We start from the raw sequence: 17,646 nt of genomic DNA on the forward strand, positions 1-17,646 counted from the left end.
CGCGTCTGCGAAATGCAAACAGATACCCAGCCCGCTTCCAGGCGGGCTTTTTTTTGAACAGAAAATGAGAATAAAATAATGCAAACAGCCAAACCACACCTCGAATTGCTGACCTGCGAGGCGGCCTATCGCCACAACCCCACCGCGCTGTTTCATCAGGTCTGCGGTGCACGTCCGGCGACGCTGCTGCTGGAATCTGCGGATATCGACAGCAAGGACGATCTCAAGAGCTTGCTGCTGGTCGACAGCGCGTTGCGCATTACCGCTTTAGGTGACACCGTCACGATTAAGGCGCTGTCAGACAATGGCGCATCGCTGCTGCCTCTGCTGGATGCCGCCCTGCCTTCAGGTATTGAAAACGAACGTCATCCGGAAATGCGCATTCTGCACTTCCCACCGGTTAGCCAGCTGCTGGACGAAGACGCGCGCCTCTGCTCCCTGTCCGTTTTCGATGCCTTCCGCTTGCTGCAGAACCTGGTCACCGTACCGGAAGACGAGCGTGAGGCGATGTTCTTTGGTGGGCTGTTTGCTTATGACCTGGTCGCCGGATTTGAAGATTTGCCGGAAACCGAGCAGGGCAATCGCTGCCCGGACTATTGTTTCTATCTGGCTGAAACTCTGCTGGTGATCGACCATCAGAAGCAATACACCCGCATTCAGGCGAGCCTGTTCACGCCTTCTCCCGCGGAGAAAAACCGTCTCGAGCACCGCATCGCTCAACTGCAGCAGCAGATGACCGAAGCGCCGCCTGCACTTCCGGTGCAGCATGTTGAGAAAATGACATGCGATGTTAACCAGACTGACGATCAGTACGGCGCCGTGGTTCGCCAGATGCAAAAAGCGATTCGCGCCGGGGAAATTTTCCAGGTTGTACCGTCCCGTCGCTTCTCACTGCCCTGCCCGTCGCCGCTCGCTGCCTACGACGTGCTGAAAAAGAGCAACCCAAGCCCGTACATGTTTTTCATGCAGGACAACGAGTTCACGCTGTTCGGCGCCTCGCCAGAAAGCTCGCTGAAGTACGATGCCACCAGCCGTCAGATTGAGATCTACCCGATTGCCGGAACCCGTCCGCGCGGACGCCGCGCTGATGGCTCCCTGGATCGCGATTTGGACAGCCGCATCGAACTGGAAATGCGTACCGACCACAAAGAACTCTCCGAGCACCTGATGCTGGTTGACCTGGCGCGTAACGATCTGGCACGCATTTGCACCCCAGGCAGCCGCTACGTCGCGGACCTGACCAAAGTAGACCGCTATTCGTTCGTGATGCACCTGGTCTCCCGCGTGGTCGGTGAGTTGCGCCACGACCTCGACGTGCTGCACGCCTACCGCGCCTGCATGAACATGGGCACCCTGAGCGGCGCGCCGAAAGTACGCGCCATGCAGCTGATTGCCGCTGCCGAAGGACGCCGTCGCGGCAGCTACGGCGGCGCGGTGGGTTACTTCACCGCACACGGCGATCTCGATACCTGCATCGTAATCCGCTCCGCCTATGTCGAAGACGGTATTGCCACCGTCCAGGCGGGTGCCGGGATTGTCCTTGATTCAGTTCCGCAGTCTGAAGCTGACGAAACGCGCAGTAAAGCCCGTGCGGTCCTTCGCGCCATTGCTACCGCACACCATGCACAGGAGATTTTCTGATGGCTGACATTCTGCTGCTCGATAATATCGACTCCTTTACCTATAACCTGGCAGATCAGCTGCGTGCGAATGGCCATAACGTCGTTATCTACCGCAACCACGTTCCGGCGCAGACCTTGATTGACCGTCTGGCAACTATGCAAAGCCCGGTGCTGATGCTCTCTCCGGGGCCAGGCGCACCGAGCGAAGCGGGCTGTATGCCCGAGCTGCTGACCCGCATGCGCGGCAAACTGCCGATCATCGGCATCTGCCTCGGTCATCAGGCGATTGTTGAAGCCTATGGCGGCTACGTTGGCCAGGCGGGTGAGATCCTGCACGGTAAAGCGTCGAGCATTGAACATGACGGCCAGGCAATGTTTGCCGGGTTGCCGAACCCGCTCCCGGTCGCGCGCTATCACTCGCTGGTTGGCAGCAATATTCCCGCCGGGCTGACCATCAACGCCTCGTTTGAAGGCATGGTGATGGCGGTGCGCCACGATGCGGACCGCGTCTGCGGCCTGCAGTTCCACCCGGAATCGATCCTGACTTCCCACGGTGCCCGCCTGCTGGAACAAACTCTCGACTGGGCTTTACAGAAGCTGGAGCAGACCAATACCCTGCAACCGATTCTGGAAAAACTGTACCAGGCGCAGACCCTGAGCCAGCAGGAGAGCCACCAGCTCTTCTCCGCCGTGGTTCGCGGTGAGCTGAAACCTGAACAGCTGGCGGCCGCGCTGGTGAGCATGAAAGTGCGCGGCGAAAGCCCGCAGGAGATCGCCGGTGCCGCTACGGCCCTGCTGGAAAATGCCGCCCCGTTCCCGCGCCCGGACTATCAGTTTGCCGATATTGTCGGCACCGGGGGAGACGGCAGTAACAGCATCAATATTTCCACCGCCAGCGCCTTCGTGGCGGCGGCGTGTGGTTTGAAGGTCGCGAAACACGGTAACCGCAGCGTTTCCAGCCGGTCAGGTTCTTCCGATTTGCTCGCCGCATTCGGTATTAATCTCGATATGAACGCCGAGCGTTCCCGTGAAGCGCTGGATGACCTGGGCGTCTGCTTCCTGTTTGCGCCGAAGTATCACACTGGTTTCCGCCACGCGATGCCGGTTCGTCAGCAGCTTAAAACCCGCACGCTGTTTAACGTGCTCGGCCCGCTGATCAACCCGGCCCACCCGCCGCTGGCGCTGATTGGTGTCTATAGCCCGGAACTGGTTCTGCCGATTGCCGAGACGCTGCGCGTGCTGGGTTACCAACGTGCCGCCGTGGTGCACAGCGGAGGAATGGATGAAGTATCGCTGCATGCGCCGACGCTGGTGGCCGAACTGCGCGACGGTGAAATCCTGAGCTACCAGCTGGACGCTGCCGACTTCGGCCTTGCGCCGTATCACCAGGAAGCGCTGGCTGGCGGTACGCCGGAAGAAAACCGTGACATTCTCACGCGCTTATTACAAGGTAAGGGAGAGGTCGCTCATGAGGCCGCCGTTGCTGCCAACGTCGCCATGCTGATGCGTTTGCACGGTGAGGAAGACCTGAAGGCCAACGTTCAAAAAGTTCTGGATGTACTGCGCTCCGGTGCAGCTTACGATCGCGTTACCGCACTTGCGGCAAGAGGGTAAAGAATGCAGACCGTTTTAGCGAAAATCGTTGCCGATAAGGCCATCTGGGTGGAAGCCCGCAAGCAACAGCAGCCACTTGCCAGTTTCCAGAATGAGGTCGTACCAAGCCAACGACGTTTCTATGATGCCCTGCAGGGTGCGCGCACCGCGTTTATTCTTGAGTGCAAAAAAGCATCCCCGTCGAAAGGCGTTATTCGTGACGATTTCGACCCGGCACGTATTGCCGGTATTTATAAGCATCATGCGTCAGCCATCTCCGTGCTGACGGATGAGAAATATTTTCAGGGCAGCTTCGATTTTCTGCCGATCGTCAGCGGCATAGCGCCGCAGCCGATCCTGTGCAAAGACTTTATTATCGATCCGTATCAAATCTGGCTGGCGCGCTTTTACCAGGCCGATGCCTGCCTGCTGATGCTCTCAGTGCTCAACGACGAGCAGTATCGTCAGCTTTCGGCCGTGGCGCACAGCCTGAACATGGGCGTGCTGACCGAAGTGAGCAACGAAGAGGAGCTGGAACGCGCGATTGCGCTGGAAGCCAAAGTGGTCGGGATCAACAACCGCGATCTGCGCGACCTGTCCATTGACCTGAACCGTACCCGCCAGCTGGCGCCGCGTCTGGGCTCTGGCGTCACGGTTATCAGCGAATCCGGCATTAACAGCTACGCCCAGGTGCGCGAGCTAAGCCACTTCGCCAACGGTTTCCTGATTGGCTCCGCGATGATGGAGCATGACGATCTCAATGCGGCGGTACGTCGCGTGCTGCTGGGTGAAAACAAAGTCTGCGGCTTAACCCGCGAACAGGATGCCCAGGCCGCGTATGAAGCCGGGACAATATATGGCGGGCTGATCTTTGTGGACTCCTCTCCTCGTGCGGTCAGCGAAGAGCAGGCGCGTAAGGTCATCGCAGCGGCTCCGCTGAGCTACGTGGGTGTTTTCCGCAATACAGATCTTGCAGACGTTGCGGCAAAAGCCGACGCGTTATCCCTGAGCGCAGTGCAGCTCCACGGTGATGAAGACCAGAGCTATATCGATGCCCTGCGCGCCGCGCTGGCACCACAGGTGCAGATCTGGAAAGCGCAAAGCGTTGGCGATACGTTGCCCTCGCGTAACCTAAACCACGTGGATAAATACGTCCTCGATAACGGCCAGGGCGGTACCGGCCAGCGTTTTGACTGGTCACTGCTGAACGGCGAAAAGCTGGACAACGTCCTGCTGGCGGGCGGATTAAGCCCGGATAACTGCGTGGAAGCCGCCAAAACCGGCTGCGCAGGCCTCGATTTCAATTCAGGCGTAGAGTCAGAGCCGGGTATTAAAGATGCCAGCAAGCTGGCCTCGGTGTTTAAAACTCTGCGTGCATATTAAGGAAGAGAAGATGACGACATTACTTAACCCGTATTTTGGTGAGTTCGGCGGGATGTACGTCCCGCAAATCCTGATGCCCGCGCTGCGCCAGCTGGAAGAAGCGTTTGTCAGCGCGCAGAAGGATCCGGCGTTTCAGGCTGAATTTACCGACCTGCTGAAAAATTACGCTGGTCGTCCGACCGCGCTGACCAAATGCCGCAATCTGACGGAAGGCACCAAAACCACGCTTTATCTGAAGCGTGAAGACCTGCTGCACGGCGGCGCGCATAAAACTAACCAGGTGCTGGGTCAGGCGCTGCTTGCGAAGCGTATGGGTAAAACCGAAATCATCGCCGAAACTGGCGCCGGTCAGCACGGCGTGGCCTCTGCGCTTGCCAGCGCCCTGCTCGGTCTGAAATGCCGCATCTATATGGGGGCGAAAGACGTTGAGCGTCAGTCTCCGAACGTCTTTCGTATGCGTCTGATGGGGGCGGAAGTGATCCCGGTGCACAGCGGCTCTGCGACGCTGAAGGATGCCTGTAACGAAGCGCTGCGCGACTGGTCTGGCAGCTACGAAACCGCACACTATATGCTCGGTACCGCGGCGGGCCCGCACCCGTTCCCGACTATCGTGCGTGAATTCCAGCGCATGATCGGTGAAGAGACCAAAGCGCAAATCCTCGAGAAAGAGGGTCGCCTGCCGGATGCGGTGATCGCCTGTGTTGGCGGCGGGTCTAACGCCATCGGTATGTTCGCAGACTTCATTGACGACACCAGCGTGGGTCTGATTGGCGTCGAGCCTGCCGGTCACGGCATTGAATCGGGTGAACACGGTGCGCCGCTGAAGCATGGCCGCGTGGGGATCTACTTCGGTATGAAATCCCCGATGATGCAAACCGATGAGGGCCAGATTGAAGAGTCTTACTCTATTTCTGCCGGCCTCGACTTCCCGTCCGTCGGACCACAGCATGCGTATCTGAACAGTACCGGCCGCGCGGATTATGTCTCCATTACCGATGACGAAGCGCTGGAAGCGTTTAAAACGCTGTGCCGCAGCGAAGGGATCATTCCGGCGCTGGAGTCTTCACACGCGCTGGCGCATGCGCTGAAAATGATTAAAGAGAACCCGGAAAAAGAACAGCTGCTGGTGGTGAACCTTTCCGGTCGCGGTGACAAAGATATCTTCACCGTTCACGATATTCTGAAAGCACGAGGGGAAATCTGATGGAACGCTACGATAACGTATTTGCAGAACTGAAATCCCGCCAGGAAGGCGCGTTCGTTCCCTTCGTCACCCTGGGCGATCCGGGCCCGGAACAGTCGCTGAAGATTATCGACACCCTGATTGAAGCCGGCGCCGACGCGCTGGAGTTGGGTATTCCGTTCTCTGACCCGCTGGCGGATGGCCCGACCATCCAGAATGCGACGCTGCGCGCATTCGCCTCCGGTGTCACGCCGACCCAGTGCTTCGAGATGCTGGCGGCGATTCGCCAGAAGCACCCGACCATTCCGATTGGCCTGCTGATGTACGCCAACCTGGTGTTCAACCGCGGTATCGATGAGTTTTATGCCGAGTGCGCACGCGTGGGCGTCGACTCCGTTCTGGTGGCAGACGTGCCGGTTGAGGAATCTGCGCCATTCCGTCAGGCGGCGATGCGCCATAACGTCGCCCCGATTTTCATCTGCCCACCGAACGCTGATGACGAACTGCTGCGCCAGATTGCCTCTTACGGACGCGGGTATACCTACCTGCTCTCCCGCGCAGGCGTGACCGGTGCCGAGAATAAAGCCGCACTGCCGCTGCATCATCTGGTGGAGAAGCTGGCCGAGTACCATGCCGCGCCTCCGCTGCAGGGGTTCGGGATTTCATCCCCGGATCAGGTCACCGCAGCGATTGACGCTAAGGCGGCAGGTGCCATTTCTGGCTCCGCGATTGTGAAAATCATCGAAAAGAACGTGGACAAGCCAGAGCAGATGCTGGCCGAGCTGAAGGCGTTTGTGGCTGCAATGAAAGCGGCGACGCGTAAAGCATAATCCTTCTACCGTCTGGCATCTCAGCCAGACGGTTCACTTTTTTTAATTTCACGACACATCTTATTCCAGCATTAATATTAATTGTAATGAATAGCACACTAATACTTAATTGCGCGTTTCGCTCCTCTGCCAAGATTTGCTAAAGGTAGCCAGACTTATTTAACAATTGTCGGCTCGGTACATTATCACCTTATTAACCCATTACCTGCAGGGCACTTTTCATGATGATGTTTTTATTGCTAATTTCTCTGGCAGCCTCTTTAAGCGCGATGTTCATCGCTACCGTTGTAACTGGCTTTGCATACCCTTTCACGCGATTGGATTTACTCTGAAAAACATAGATATCCTGCGGGTTAGATACCTTTCTTTGCTTAAATAACTGACGCAGTATCTTGCACAATCTAATTGTTCGCGGCTCAAATTTTGGTGTTGCCTCAAGTTGCAATATATCATCTTTGATATCGCTATACTTTATGTTTACGACCCGACAACTTTCAGCACGTAAAAAAATAACGTTAACCATAAGTCACCCCACGTCTTTGAAATACGGAATAACCTCTGGTGGATGACCTTAAACTCATCGGTAATTATAGAGTCAGTTTTCGCCATTGAAAACGCCAACATCCAATTCAAGCATGACTTAACATAACATTAACCATTTAAATATTTATTCAACATCTGTGCAATCGCCTCCCTAAGGCGCACGTGCGCTGGATAAGCAATTCGGGATTGCGCATTATAACGAGGAGCCAGGCACTAAGACCCTTCAACTGAGCGAAGGCAATGAGCAATTACATCTTGACCCTGTGTTCTGAAGCGACGACTCATCGGGTATGGGTGGAAAAAAGAAGGTGGCTAGAAAAAAACTTACTTCATTCACCGGGTAGATGATCAGCCAACTTTCATTACAGTGATCTACAGCACTCAGTTCGAGCGAGGCGATCAAGTAGAAGATTTCTCGTTATGACGTCTGCAACAGAACAAGGGGTTGGTCGATATTCACTACCTATAGCCGTTAGTATTGTCATCTGACACTGCAAGGAAATGGCTGCACCAGCAAGTAGACTCAAAAGAAGCTAACGAGATAGCTGCCTGCGGTGCAATAGTCACTGACAAATTCTTATGACACACTGTTATGTACGCTGTTAGTAATGTTAAGAACCGAGGGGCTAAATGATCGTCAAATTTTATTTAAAATTGAACAGGTTATGTTTCCTCGACGATTACAAGAAGCAGTGATAGAATGGTTTCTGGGTCAGGTAAAGCCCTACTATTCTTTCTATATTGATATCCGTAAGGTTTGATGATGGATTTATATTTTTCGATTTGCCTGGTTTTAACATGCTTAGCATTGGCAATAGTGATTTTTAGCCTGCCACTATTCAAATTTATAGATGAAGATACTGACCCGGCAAGGTCAAACAGCATTGATGGAATTAGATACATACTCGCTTCATTTGTCATATTTCATCATATGGACTGTGCTTATACATATATAATAAAAGGCAATTGGGCCCCCACATCAGACTTGTTACTTTATATGGGGAAATATGGGGTTGCTTTATTTTTCATGATTACGGCTTTTTTGTTTTGGGGCAAAGTTAGAAAAGCAGATGTAGTGGACTGGGTTGATCTATATAAAAAACGCCTCTACAGAATTGCTCCCCTATCAATATTCTGCTCTTTAGTTGCTCTATGTTTACTTTTCTTATTAACCGAACGGAAGGTGTTTTCTGTTAGTGTATTAACAAATGCGCTCTCTTGGTTTGATGTTGGACTCTGGAATGACAAACCGCCTGTCACTACATTCCAATATTCTTTTATGGCTCTGGCTGGGGTGACGTGGACTCTGCGTTGGGAGTGGATTTTTTACTTTTCTCTTCCATTGTTATTTATGTTCAAAAAGTGGTCATTCGAATTAACCATTTCTCTTTTTGCTTTCTCCGTATATTTTCTCCCAGGATTTACGAATGATGCATATTTGTGGTCATATTTTTTTGTTGGCATGTTATGCAGTGAAATGAAGGACAGGATAATCATAACAAAGAAAACGGCGAATACCATATTGGCAGTCATGATACTTGTAACCATATTAGCGCAGCCTACTCTTTACGGTTCACCCGAAAAAATATTCCTCTGCGCTATATTCTTTTCTCTGGTTTCAGGTGCAAATCTTTTTGGATTTTTAATTACCAAAGCAGCCATTCGCCTTGGCGCAATAAGCTACAGTTTATATTTAACACAAGGTCTAATTTTGTTCCCTGTGATTCTCCACTTACAAAAAAACAATAAGTTAGAATTAAACATACATACTTTTATTATTCTGACCTTATCTTACCTAGCAATATGCCTTCTCTCTTCATTTACCTATCACTTTATTGAAAGGCCTTTCATCAAGAAAGTTAATTTCAGCAAAATTAATAACAAAGCATTTAGCAGATAACTACCTCCGGCGCATAAGCGCCGGAAGCTAAGCTCTTTACCATATTACTTTTATAATCTAAATGCTTTTATATACAGTATCCATGGATGGTTTTTCTCGTTATATTTACACTCATGGCTGTATACCATCATCCGTCGATGTAAAAACCTTTCTGGTGTTGTCCCCGTTTTCAAGCATCGATGTCTATCTCGCCTGATATTGTCCAGTCTCATCACAACCCCATAGATGGTGTCGCGAGCTTCACTTATGAAAGAATCCCACTCAAATTGTTACGCGCAGAAACGCATTAATCAGGGGGAAACACCTCAAACATATTCCACTACCGGGGTATACAGGAAAATCGTTGTAAGCAATGGAACAAGCTTGCTTTATGAATTGGGGATTATGCTGGTGTACATCGAGTTGAAGAATTTAATGACTGAGGTCATAAAAAAGGTAGGTAGTTTGGAGAAAGACATTAGAGACGTTTTGAGTGTAGAGAAAAAGTTATATATTCCAGTCCGTGAAATTCACTTACACCTTCTGAGTTCAGAGGCTTATTCATGTCATGGCAATACTTCAAACAGACTTACCTGGTTAAGTTCTGGTCACCTGTTCCGGCCGTTATCGCGGCAGGCATTCTCTCAACGTATTATTTCGGCATCACCGGCACCTTCTGGGCCGTGACCGGCGAGTTCACCCGCTGGGGTGGTCAATTACTGCAACTCGCTGGCGTGCATACCGAAGAGTGGGGTTACTTTAAACTCATTCATCTGGACGGCACGCCGCTTACCCGCATCGACGGGATGATGATCATCGGCATGTTCGGCGGCTGTTTCGCAGCGGCGCTGTGGGCAAACAACGTTAAGTTGCGTATGCCCAAAAGCCGTATTCGTATTATGCAGGCGGTGGTCGGCGGTATCATTGCCGGGTTTGGCGCCCGTCTGGCGATGGGCTGTAACCTGGCCGCTTTCTTTACGGGTATTCCTCAGTTTTCGCTTCATGCCTGGTTCTTTGCTGTCGCCACGGCCATCGGCTCTTACTTTGGTGCAAAATTTACCCTGCTGCCGCTGTTCCGCATTCCGGTGAAAATGACAAAAGTCAGCGCAGCGTCTCCGTTAACCCAGAAGCCAGACCAGGCACGTCGCCGTTTCCGCCTCGGTATGCTGGTCTTTTTTGCTATGGTCGCCTGGGCAATGTGCACTGCGATGAATCAGCCCAAACTCGGCCTGGCGATGTTGTTCGGCGTGGGTTTTGGTCTGCTCATTGAACGCGCGCAGATCTGCTTTACCTCCGCGTTTCGCGATATGTGGATCACCGGTCGGACGATGATGGCGAAGGCGATTATCGCCGGGATGGCGGTCAGCGCCATCGGTATCTTCAGCTATGTTCAACTGGGCGTCGAACCGAAAATCATGTGGGCTGGCCCGAACGCGGTGATTGGCGGTCTGCTGTTTGGCTTCGGGATTGTGCTGGCTGGCGGGTGTGAAACCGGCTGGATGTACCGTGCCGTTGAAGGTCAGGTGCATTACTGGTGGGTGGGTCTGGGAAATGTTATTGGCTCGACGATCCTGGCGTACTTCTGGGACGATCTGTCCCCGGCGCTTGCCACGCGTTGGGATAAGGTCAACCTGCTGAGTACCTTCGGCCCCCTCGGCGGCCTGCTGGTCACCTATGCCCTGCTGCTGGTCGCTTTTTTACTGGTTGTCGCGCAGGAGAAACGCTTCTTTCGTCGTGCGAGTGTTAAAACAGAAACGCAGGAGAATGCTGCATGAAAGAGATCGTGCCCGATTACCGTCTGGATATGGTCGGTGAACCCTGCCCTTATCCGGCTGTTGCCACGCTTGAAGCGCTACCGCAGCTCAAAAAAGGGGAAATTCTGGAAGTGGTCAGCGACTGCCCTCAGTCCATTAACAACATTCCGCTGGATGCGAAAAACCACGGCTACACGGTGCTGGATATCCAGCAGGATGGCCCGACCATTCGCTATTTGATTCAGAAGTAAAAATGATATGCGCCCCGTCGGGGCGCATTGAACGACCGGAATTAGAAACGATAACCCGCGGAGAACATAAACACCCACGGATCCAGGCGAGTACTGATACTTTGCTGCTGACCGCCCGCCTTGAAGCGTACGTCCGTATCAATATCCATGTACCAGACCGAGGCGTTGATCAGCCAATCACGGTTAATCAGATAATCCAGGCCTACCTGCCCCGCCATACCCCATGAATCTTTCAGGCTGAGGTCAGTCAGACCGGCCTCTTTACCGGTATCGTTAAACTTCTCGTCAAAGAAGGTGGTGTAGTTCACACCGGCACCAATATAGGGACGTACCTTGCTGCTGGCATCGCCAAAGTACCATTGCGCCATCAGCGTTGGCGGTAAATGGTGAACAGTAGCGATATCACCGGTTGCGCCCAGACCAACGCGATGACGGAACGGCGTTGCAGCCAGAAGCTCAACACCAACGTTTTCCGTCGCCATATAGGTGAACGTTAACCCTAACTGGGTGTTATTACTGACGTTAAAACCGCCCATTCCCAGCACGTTATCCGATCCTTCCGTCGGGCGAACCGTAGCCGAACCGGCACGAATAAAGAATTCGCCTGCTTCATGCGCATACGCGCCACCAGAGAGACTGCTTAATACAAGGGCTGCCACCGCTAATTTTTTCATATCCGCTCCATCGTTGTGGTTTTAATCGCGGGGAGAATATACTCACAAATGAGTAATAAGTGATCTGCCACAGATCACATTAGAACCAGTAAGTTAACATTCATTGATCTGGGTTAATTTTTTGTGGCGCATCGAAAAGCAATGAGTTGTTTCCATGTCAATTTTTGGCATTTCACAGTTACAAAATTTTCTCTTTTCACCCTCTTGCTCTTCCACTGGCGGCTGGATAATTTATCGCTCTCACAAGTTGATTTGATGCGTTCTTCTTTTGCAGGTGTGCCATGAGTGATATTAACCCGTGCATGTCGTGCGGAGCCTGTTGTGCGTATTTTCGAGTCTCTTTCTACTGGGCCGAAGCCAGCGATGGCGGCGGTACCGTCCCGGTTCGTCTTACTGAGCCGTTAACGCCTTTTCTGCGCTGCATGAGCGGCACAAACCAAAAGCAGGTCCGCTGCGTCGCGCTACAAGGTGAGCCAGGGGTCTATACCCGGTGTTCCATCTATGAGGATCGCCCCAGCCCGTGCCGGGAATTTGCCATGTCGGGGGAAGATGGGCAGGTCAACGAAGCCTGTAATCGCGCCCGGGCGCGCGTTGGATTACCGCCGCTTTACAAAGATATGCTTTTCCATACAAGCCTTGATGCTGCCACAGCAGGTGCATCCGGTGTACAATTGCCGGCTAATTAACACCTGCAATACTCAAGGAGAGTGCATGTCTATCACGGCGAAGTCTGTCTACCGTGACACGGGAAACTTTTTCCGCAATCAGTTCATAACCTTTTTACTGATCGCGTTGCTATGTGCCTTTATCACGGTGGTGCTGGGCCATGCCTTCTCACCGAGTGATGAACAGATTGCCAGCCTGAGCCAGGGCGACCACCTTGCCGGAAGCGTGGGGCTATTTGAACTGGTGCAAAACATGACGCCGGAGCAGCAGCAAATTCTGCTGCGGGCGTCTGCTGCGTCCACGTTCTCAGGCCTGATTGGTAATGCGGTTCTGGCGGGCGGCGTTTTGCTGATGATTCAGCTGGTATCGGCGGGTCACCGGGTCAGCGCCTTACGGGCGATTGGTGCCAGTGCGCCGGTCTTACCTAAGCTGTTTATCCTGATCTTTTTAACCACCATGCTGGTGCAAATGGGGATTATGCTGGTCGTAGTGCCGGGTGTACTACTGGCTATCGTGCTCTCATTTGCGCCGGTGATGGTAGTGCAGGATAAGATGGGGATTTTTACCGCGATGCGCAGCAGCATCAGACTGGCATGGGCTAATATGCGTCTGGTGGCTCCCGCCGTGATCGGCTGGCTGCTCGCCAAAACGCTCCTGCTATTGTTTGCACCGAATTTTGCGGTATTAACGCCCAATGTTGGCGCCGTAGTGGCGAATACGCTGAGCAATCTGATTTCAGCGATACTGCTGGTCTATCTGTTCCGCCTGTATATGTTAATTCGTCAGTAATCCTGAGGCGGGGGGCATCGCTGTCTCCCGCCCCGCTCAGAAGATGGAATCACAGAATGAAGCAGTTTCTTGATTTTTTACCGCTGGTGGTCTTTTTTGCTTTTTATAAGCTGTACGATATTTATGCCGCGACCACTGCGCTGATCGTTGCGACCGCTGTTGTCCTGATATACAGCTGGGTTCGCTATCGTAAAGTCGAAAAAATGGCGCTGATAACGTTCGTCCTGGTCGCCGTGTTCGGCGGGCTTACTCTGTTCTTCCACAACGATGAATTTATTAAGTGGAAAGTGACCGTGATTTACGCGTTGTTTGCGGGCGCATTGTTAATCAGCCAGTGGGTCATGAAAAAGCCGCTGATCCAGCGCATGCTGGGCAAAGAGCTGACGCTGCCTCAGGAAGTCTGGTCCCGTCTGAATATCGCCTGGGCGGTCTTCTTTATTCTCTGTGGTCTTGCCAATATCTATATTGCCTTCTGGCTGCCGCAGAATATCTGGGTCAACTTTAAGGTCTTCGGCCTGACCGCGCTGACGCTGATCTTCACGCTGTTAAGCGGCGTATACATCTATCGCCACATGCCGCAGGACGACAAGCACTGATTAATGACTGACCAGAACGTCAACGACAGGCGCTCTGGTCTATTCTCTCCGCTGTGAAATCATAGTAGCATCCCGCCTGAAGTCTTCCGTTACGAGTTAAAACAATGACAACAAATAACGCCCCGCAGGGCGAACTGGTTTTACGCACACTGGCAATGCCCGCTGACACCAATGCCAATGGCGATATTTTTGGCGGCTGGCTGATGTCGCAGATGGATATGGGCGGCGCAATTCTGGCAAAAGAGATCGCCCACGGGCGCGTGGTCACCGTGAGGGTGGATGGCATGACCTTCCTGCGCCCGGTTGCGGTGGGAGATGTGGTTTGCTGCTATGCGCGCTGCGTCAAACGCGGCAACACCTCTATTTCAATCAACATCGAAGTATGGGTTAAGAAAGTCTCTTCAGAACCCATTGGGCAGCGTTATAAGGCCACTGAAGCGCTGTTTATTTATGTCGCAGTGGATAGCGAGGGTAAACCTCGTCAACTTCCTCAGGCCTGATCGACAGGCAAAAACAAGCCTCCATCAGGAGGCTTGTTTTATTCCATCTGCGCCCCGCCATTCAGGCGGAAAACAATATTCACAATCAGTCCGCTGCCCGGTTTTCCAGCTTCATAGCGCCATCTGCGCATCGCCGATTTCACTTCTCGCTCAAACATATTAGAAGGTTGAGCAGACAAGATTTCCACGTTATCCACGCGGCCATCCGCAGTGACGTCAAATTTTACCCGTACACGGCCTTCAATACGTAAGGCCTGCGCGCGTGCCGGATACTGAGGCTGGTTGCGACTCAGCGCGCGCGGGCCCGCTGGGGCACTGACTGTCGGCTTAGGCGCTGTTGCGGTGTTATTCATCACCGGACGCGACGGTGCCGTATTCTCCACCGTCTGGGTCGCGCGTGGTTCAACCGGACGTTCCTCGCGTTTTGGACGTTCCTCGACCTTCTTCACCGGTTTTGGCTTCGGCTTAGGTTTTGGCTTCGGTTCAGGCTTGTGGATCACCACCGGCGCTTCCTTCGGTGGCGCCGGAACAGGCTCGGGCTCTGGCTCAGGTTCAGCCACCGGCTGTGGCGGCGGAGGTGCGACCTGCGGCGGTTCGAGATCCGCTGGCGATACCATCGTCACAGAAATTGGCTGCGCGGGCGCGGGCATTTCAATAACCTGATGAACCGAGGTATACAGCAAACCCGCCACAACAGCACCGTGAATCACGACAGAAAGCAGCGTCGGCCAGGGAAAGCGGCGAGGTAAATCAAGGGTCATCGAAGTCATAATCATCAACGTTAAAAAACCGAACACTGATTTTAAATGCAAATAGCAATCATATTCAATAAGACACTTTGTCCTGGCGCAACTTTAGCGCATGAGAGGCCAAAAAAGGCGCATTCAGATCAGGGTATTAACATTGTTTTTATTTTACATTGCAGTCGTTTGCCCTTTCACATAACGTAACTGACACTTTTACCGGTTAAGGAGCTTCGCCGTGTTTTACGTGATTTACTCTGAAGATGTTGCTGATTCGCTCGAAAAACGCCAGGCTGTGCGCCCTGCGCATCTGGCACGTTTGCAGCTGCTCCAGGATGAAGGCCGTTTACTGACTGCCGGCCCAATGCCTGCAGTAGACAGCAACGATCCGGGCGCCGCCGGTTTTGCCGGTTCCACAGTGATTGCTGAGTTTGAATCTCAGGAAACCGCCCAGGCATGGGCTGACGCAGATCCGTATGTTGCAGCAGGTGTGTATGCGAAAGTGACGGTTCGACCGTATAAGAAAGTGTTCTGATACCAAAGCGGCTCCGAAAGGAGCCTTTTTTATCGCGGCGGTTATGCGTCTTTAAACCGGGTAAACTGCTGCTCTGTAATAAGGCTTCCCCACTGCTCGCCTTCCCACTCTTTGACGAGCGTAAATCCAAACGATTCGTATAAACGTCGTGCGGCGGTCAGCTTATTGAATGTCCAGAGATGCACAGCAGAGAAACCGACACTGTCGCAAAAGCGCATCGCTTCAGTCAGCAGTTTTTTCCCCACCCCGTGTCCCCGGCAGCCATCGTCAAGAATACACCAGCGAAGATGGGCTTCACCCGGCGCTAAATCCTCGCCATCTATCGCCACTGACCCCACAATCCTGCCGTTCATCACCGCCAGCCAGATCTGGTTGCATGACTTATCCAGCCGTTCACTAAATTCTGCAACCCCTGTAGCCACTTTGGCCTCAAAAAAACGGCCAAAATGGTGTTCGCGCGCGTAATAGACCCCGTGCATCTCCGCGATACGGCCAATCATGCCGGGAATATACCCCTGCACTATATTTAGCTCGTCGGGGCGCGCATCGCTATCCCCCTCACGGCACGCCAGCAGCGCGTTGGCATAAAGGGAGAGTCCCTCAGAAATGGTCTGTTGCTGCGCAGGAGCCAGGCATTTTATAGCTGAGACCACGCGCTCATTGCTGAAGGTATTAATTTTACTGACCGTCTCGTGACCTTTAGCGGTCAGCCTGAGACTCTTCGCTCTCGCATCTTCAGCTGAAATCACCTCCTCGAGTTCGCCCGCGGCAATCAGGCGTGCCAGCATCCGGCTGACGCTGGATTTATCCAGGCCCAGCAGTTGCACCAGCTGACTCGCCGTCATCTCTTTGCGTAGGGCTATTTCGACCAGGGTATGGACGGCCGACGGTGAGTAATTTGTTGAGGCCAGGGTCGAGGCCATAAAACCTAACTCTCGCACCATGAGGCGCGAGGAACGTCGAATAACACTGACTACAGGGGTTTCGCTGTGCATGTTTTGTCCTCGCCATTTAGTTGTACTATACAACTAAATGGCGAGAGGTTGTCAAACATAATGAAAAAGGCTCCCTCAGGAGCCTTTCATTCATCAATGCAACGACGCTAACCTCGCTGCAAACCCGACAAACAGCAGCCCTATCAGCCCGTTCCCCAGCTTTGCCAGTTTCTTTTTCGTTTTCAAATAACGTGTGACAAACGCGCCTGAGAAGATCAGGAAGCTCATGTACATAAAGCTTATTAACTCCAGCGTCGTCGCGAGGATCAGGAAAGAAGTGCCGGTACTCTGTGCATTCACGTCAATGAACTGAACGAAGAACGATACGTAGAACAGAATCGCTTTGGGATTGGTCAGGCTTAACACCAGCGAACGTTTCATGATCATACTGGCAGGTTCGGGGCCGCTCTCATGAGCGTTTTTTTGACGGTTCACCACCGACCAGAGCATTTTGCCCCCCAGCCAGAGCAGATAGAAGGCCCCGAGATAGCGCACGATATTAAACAGTACCGGCGTGGTCTGGATTAATGCCGCAACGCCCGCCCAGGCCAGAAACATCAGCACCGCATCACCGATAAATACACCTGTGGCGGCGAGATACCCTTTTTTCACACCGTGACCGATCCCGGTTTTTAGCACAAACAGGGTATTCGGCCCTGGCACCAGCACGATAAAAAACGCGCCAACAACATACGTCCAGAAATTCAATACGCCAAACTCCGCAAACACTTCTCCCTCCTTTTGCTAAACACAACAGGAATAACGCTGCAAATACGCTATTCCCAAAAATCAGACGCTATAAAATCAGCGGGCACCTTTACGGTGCCCTCATGGTTCTCAGATATCCTGGACTGCGAACAGCAACGCGTTACGGTGCCTGGTCATTCCACATTTTCTGATGGCGTGAATACGCATATTGCGGCGGGATTGTGCTTCCAGCCAACGAGCCTTGCGACGACTCACCTGTCGCAACATGCGCCAGCGCCCTACTTCTGTTCTACTGCGCTTCATGTCTACAACTCTTTCACTAACAGAAACGCCATTATAAACCCAACCCCGCAGCAAACCAGCGCTTTTACCTGGCGTTTTTATTTGCCAGATGAATCCTGA

19 protein-coding genes and 1 other annotated feature (1 of these 20 running past the window's edge) are annotated in these 17,646 nt (G+C 52.8%); of the genes, 13 read left to right on the forward strand and 6 right to left on the reverse strand.

All coding sequences use genetic code 11. From position 1 onward, the window contains the following. Window positions 1–55: a sequence feature (Trp leader region), on the forward strand (it extends 40 nt beyond the left edge of the window). A 23-nt stretch (window positions 56–78) separates the two neighbouring features. From FU672_RS01220 to trpA, 5 genes are read left to right on the forward strand one after another with little or no spacing between them, the layout of a single operon-like run. Further along, window positions 79–1,641 (forward strand): anthranilate synthase component 1, encoded by a 1,563-nt coding sequence (locus FU672_RS01220; RefSeq protein ID WP_148241844.1) that lies wholly within the window; start codon window positions 79–81, stop codon window positions 1,639–1,641. Continuing rightward, the gene (gene trpD, locus FU672_RS01225; RefSeq protein WP_148241845.1) at window positions 1,641–3,236 is read left to right on the forward strand and encodes a bifunctional anthranilate synthase glutamate amidotransferase component TrpG/anthranilate phosphoribosyltransferase TrpD; all 1,596 of its coding nucleotides are present in this window, start codon (window positions 1,641–1,643) and stop codon (window positions 3,234–3,236) included. The genes FU672_RS01220 and trpD overlap by 1 nt, the downstream gene beginning before the upstream one ends. Window positions 3,237–3,239: 3 nt before the next feature. Beyond that, complete coding sequence (trpCF, locus tag FU672_RS01230; protein ID WP_148241846.1) at window positions 3,240–4,598, forward strand: bifunctional indole-3-glycerol-phosphate synthase TrpC/phosphoribosylanthranilate isomerase TrpF; 1,359 nt, start codon at window positions 3,240–3,242, stop codon at window positions 4,596–4,598. Between the two features lie 10 nt (window positions 4,599–4,608). Beyond that, entirely contained in the window at window positions 4,609–5,802 is a 1,194-nt protein-coding gene (gene trpB, locus FU672_RS01235) for a tryptophan synthase subunit beta (RefSeq protein ID WP_148241847.1), read from the forward strand. Further along, entirely contained in the window at window positions 5,802–6,611 is an 810-nt protein-coding gene (gene trpA / locus FU672_RS01240; protein ID WP_148241848.1) for a tryptophan synthase subunit alpha, read from the forward strand. The genes trpB and trpA overlap by 1 nt, the downstream gene beginning before the upstream one ends. Window positions 6,612–6,804: 193 nt before the next feature. On the opposite strand, the gene FU672_RS01245 is transcribed toward trpA, so the two are convergent. Next, a complete protein-coding gene (locus FU672_RS01245) occupies window positions 6,805–7,134 on the reverse strand; it encodes a hypothetical protein (RefSeq protein WP_148241849.1) in 330 nt (109 codons plus the stop codon). Window positions 7,135–7,914: 780 nt separating this feature from the next. Here FU672_RS01245 and FU672_RS01250 point away from each other — a divergent pair. The 3 genes from FU672_RS01250 (at window position 7,915) to yedF (ending at window position 11,038) form a co-directional block, all read left to right on the forward strand. Further along, window positions 7,915–9,054, forward strand: a complete 1,140-nt coding sequence (locus FU672_RS01250) for an acyltransferase family protein (protein WP_262348989.1) — start codon at window positions 7,915–7,917, stop codon at window positions 9,052–9,054. 542 nt (window positions 9,055–9,596) lie between these two features. After that, window positions 9,597–10,808: a selenium metabolism membrane protein YedE/FdhT gene (yedE, locus tag FU672_RS01255; RefSeq protein ID WP_148241850.1), complete on the forward strand. Its 1,212-nt coding sequence runs from the start codon at window positions 9,597–9,599 to the stop codon at window positions 10,806–10,808. Beyond that, a complete protein-coding gene (gene yedF, locus FU672_RS01260) occupies window positions 10,805–11,038 on the forward strand; it encodes a sulfurtransferase-like selenium metabolism protein YedF (RefSeq protein WP_003856774.1) in 234 nt (77 codons plus the stop codon). The genes yedE and yedF overlap by 4 nt, the downstream gene beginning before the upstream one ends. Before the next feature lie 41 nt (window positions 11,039–11,079). On the opposite strand, the gene ompW is transcribed toward yedF, so the two are convergent. Beyond that, window positions 11,080–11,712: an outer membrane protein OmpW gene (gene ompW / locus FU672_RS01265; RefSeq protein WP_148241851.1), complete on the reverse strand. Its 633-nt coding sequence runs from the start codon at window positions 11,710–11,712 to the stop codon at window positions 11,080–11,082. Window positions 11,713–11,993: 281 nt separating this feature from the next. Between ompW and FU672_RS01270 the strand changes: the two genes are divergently transcribed. From FU672_RS01270 to yciA, 4 genes are all read left to right on the forward strand, one after another. Beyond that, window positions 11,994–12,398: a YkgJ family cysteine cluster protein gene (locus FU672_RS01270; protein ID WP_148241852.1), complete on the forward strand. Its 405-nt coding sequence runs from the start codon at window positions 11,994–11,996 to the stop codon at window positions 12,396–12,398. 25 nt (window positions 12,399–12,423) lie between these two features. After that, on the forward strand, window positions 12,424–13,167 hold the full coding sequence (locus tag FU672_RS01275; protein ID WP_148241853.1) for a YciC family protein: 744 nt from the start codon (window positions 12,424–12,426) through the stop codon (window positions 13,165–13,167). Between the two features lie 56 nt (window positions 13,168–13,223). Beyond that, window positions 13,224–13,763: a septation protein A gene (locus tag FU672_RS01280; protein WP_023312088.1), complete on the forward strand. Its 540-nt coding sequence runs from the start codon at window positions 13,224–13,226 to the stop codon at window positions 13,761–13,763. 104 nt (window positions 13,764–13,867) lie between these two features. Continuing rightward, complete coding sequence (yciA, locus tag FU672_RS01285; protein ID WP_023335966.1) at window positions 13,868–14,263, forward strand: acyl-CoA thioester hydrolase YciA; 396 nt, start codon at window positions 13,868–13,870, stop codon at window positions 14,261–14,263. A 38-nt stretch (window positions 14,264–14,301) separates the two neighbouring features. Here the strand turns inward: yciA and tonB are convergent, their stop codons facing one another. Beyond that, window positions 14,302–15,024 carry a TonB system transport protein TonB gene (tonB, locus tag FU672_RS01290; protein ID WP_148242122.1) on the reverse strand — a complete coding sequence of 241 codons (723 nt, stop codon included), beginning with the start codon at window positions 15,022–15,024 and terminating at the stop codon, window positions 14,302–14,304. A 220-nt stretch (window positions 15,025–15,244) separates the two neighbouring features. Here tonB and FU672_RS01295 point away from each other — a divergent pair, with 220 nt between their 5' ends. Then, window positions 15,245–15,541, forward strand: a complete 297-nt coding sequence (locus FU672_RS01295; RefSeq protein ID WP_032656697.1) for a YciI family protein — start codon at window positions 15,245–15,247, stop codon at window positions 15,539–15,541. A 41-nt stretch (window positions 15,542–15,582) separates the two neighbouring features. On the opposite strand, the gene FU672_RS01300 is transcribed toward FU672_RS01295, so the two are convergent. The 3 genes from FU672_RS01300 to FU672_RS01310 form a co-directional block, all read right to left on the reverse strand. Then, window positions 15,583–16,536 (reverse strand): bifunctional helix-turn-helix transcriptional regulator/GNAT family N-acetyltransferase, encoded by a 954-nt coding sequence (locus FU672_RS01300; protein ID WP_148241854.1) that lies wholly within the window; start codon window positions 16,534–16,536, stop codon window positions 15,583–15,585. A 93-nt stretch (window positions 16,537–16,629) separates the two neighbouring features. After that, on the reverse strand, window positions 16,630–17,265 hold the full coding sequence (gene leuE, locus FU672_RS01305; protein ID WP_023312092.1) for a leucine efflux protein LeuE: 636 nt from the start codon (window positions 17,263–17,265) through the stop codon (window positions 16,630–16,632). A 108-nt stretch (window positions 17,266–17,373) separates the two neighbouring features. Then, complete coding sequence (locus FU672_RS01310; protein ID WP_021240326.1) at window positions 17,374–17,547, reverse strand: YciY family protein; 174 nt, start codon at window positions 17,545–17,547, stop codon at window positions 17,374–17,376. Window positions 17,548–17,646 lie beyond the last annotated feature (99 nt).

The sequence above is a fragment of the Enterobacter asburiae genome (assembly GCF_008080435.1).
Lineage (GTDB): Bacteria > Pseudomonadota > Gammaproteobacteria > Enterobacterales > Enterobacteriaceae > Enterobacter > Enterobacter asburiae_C.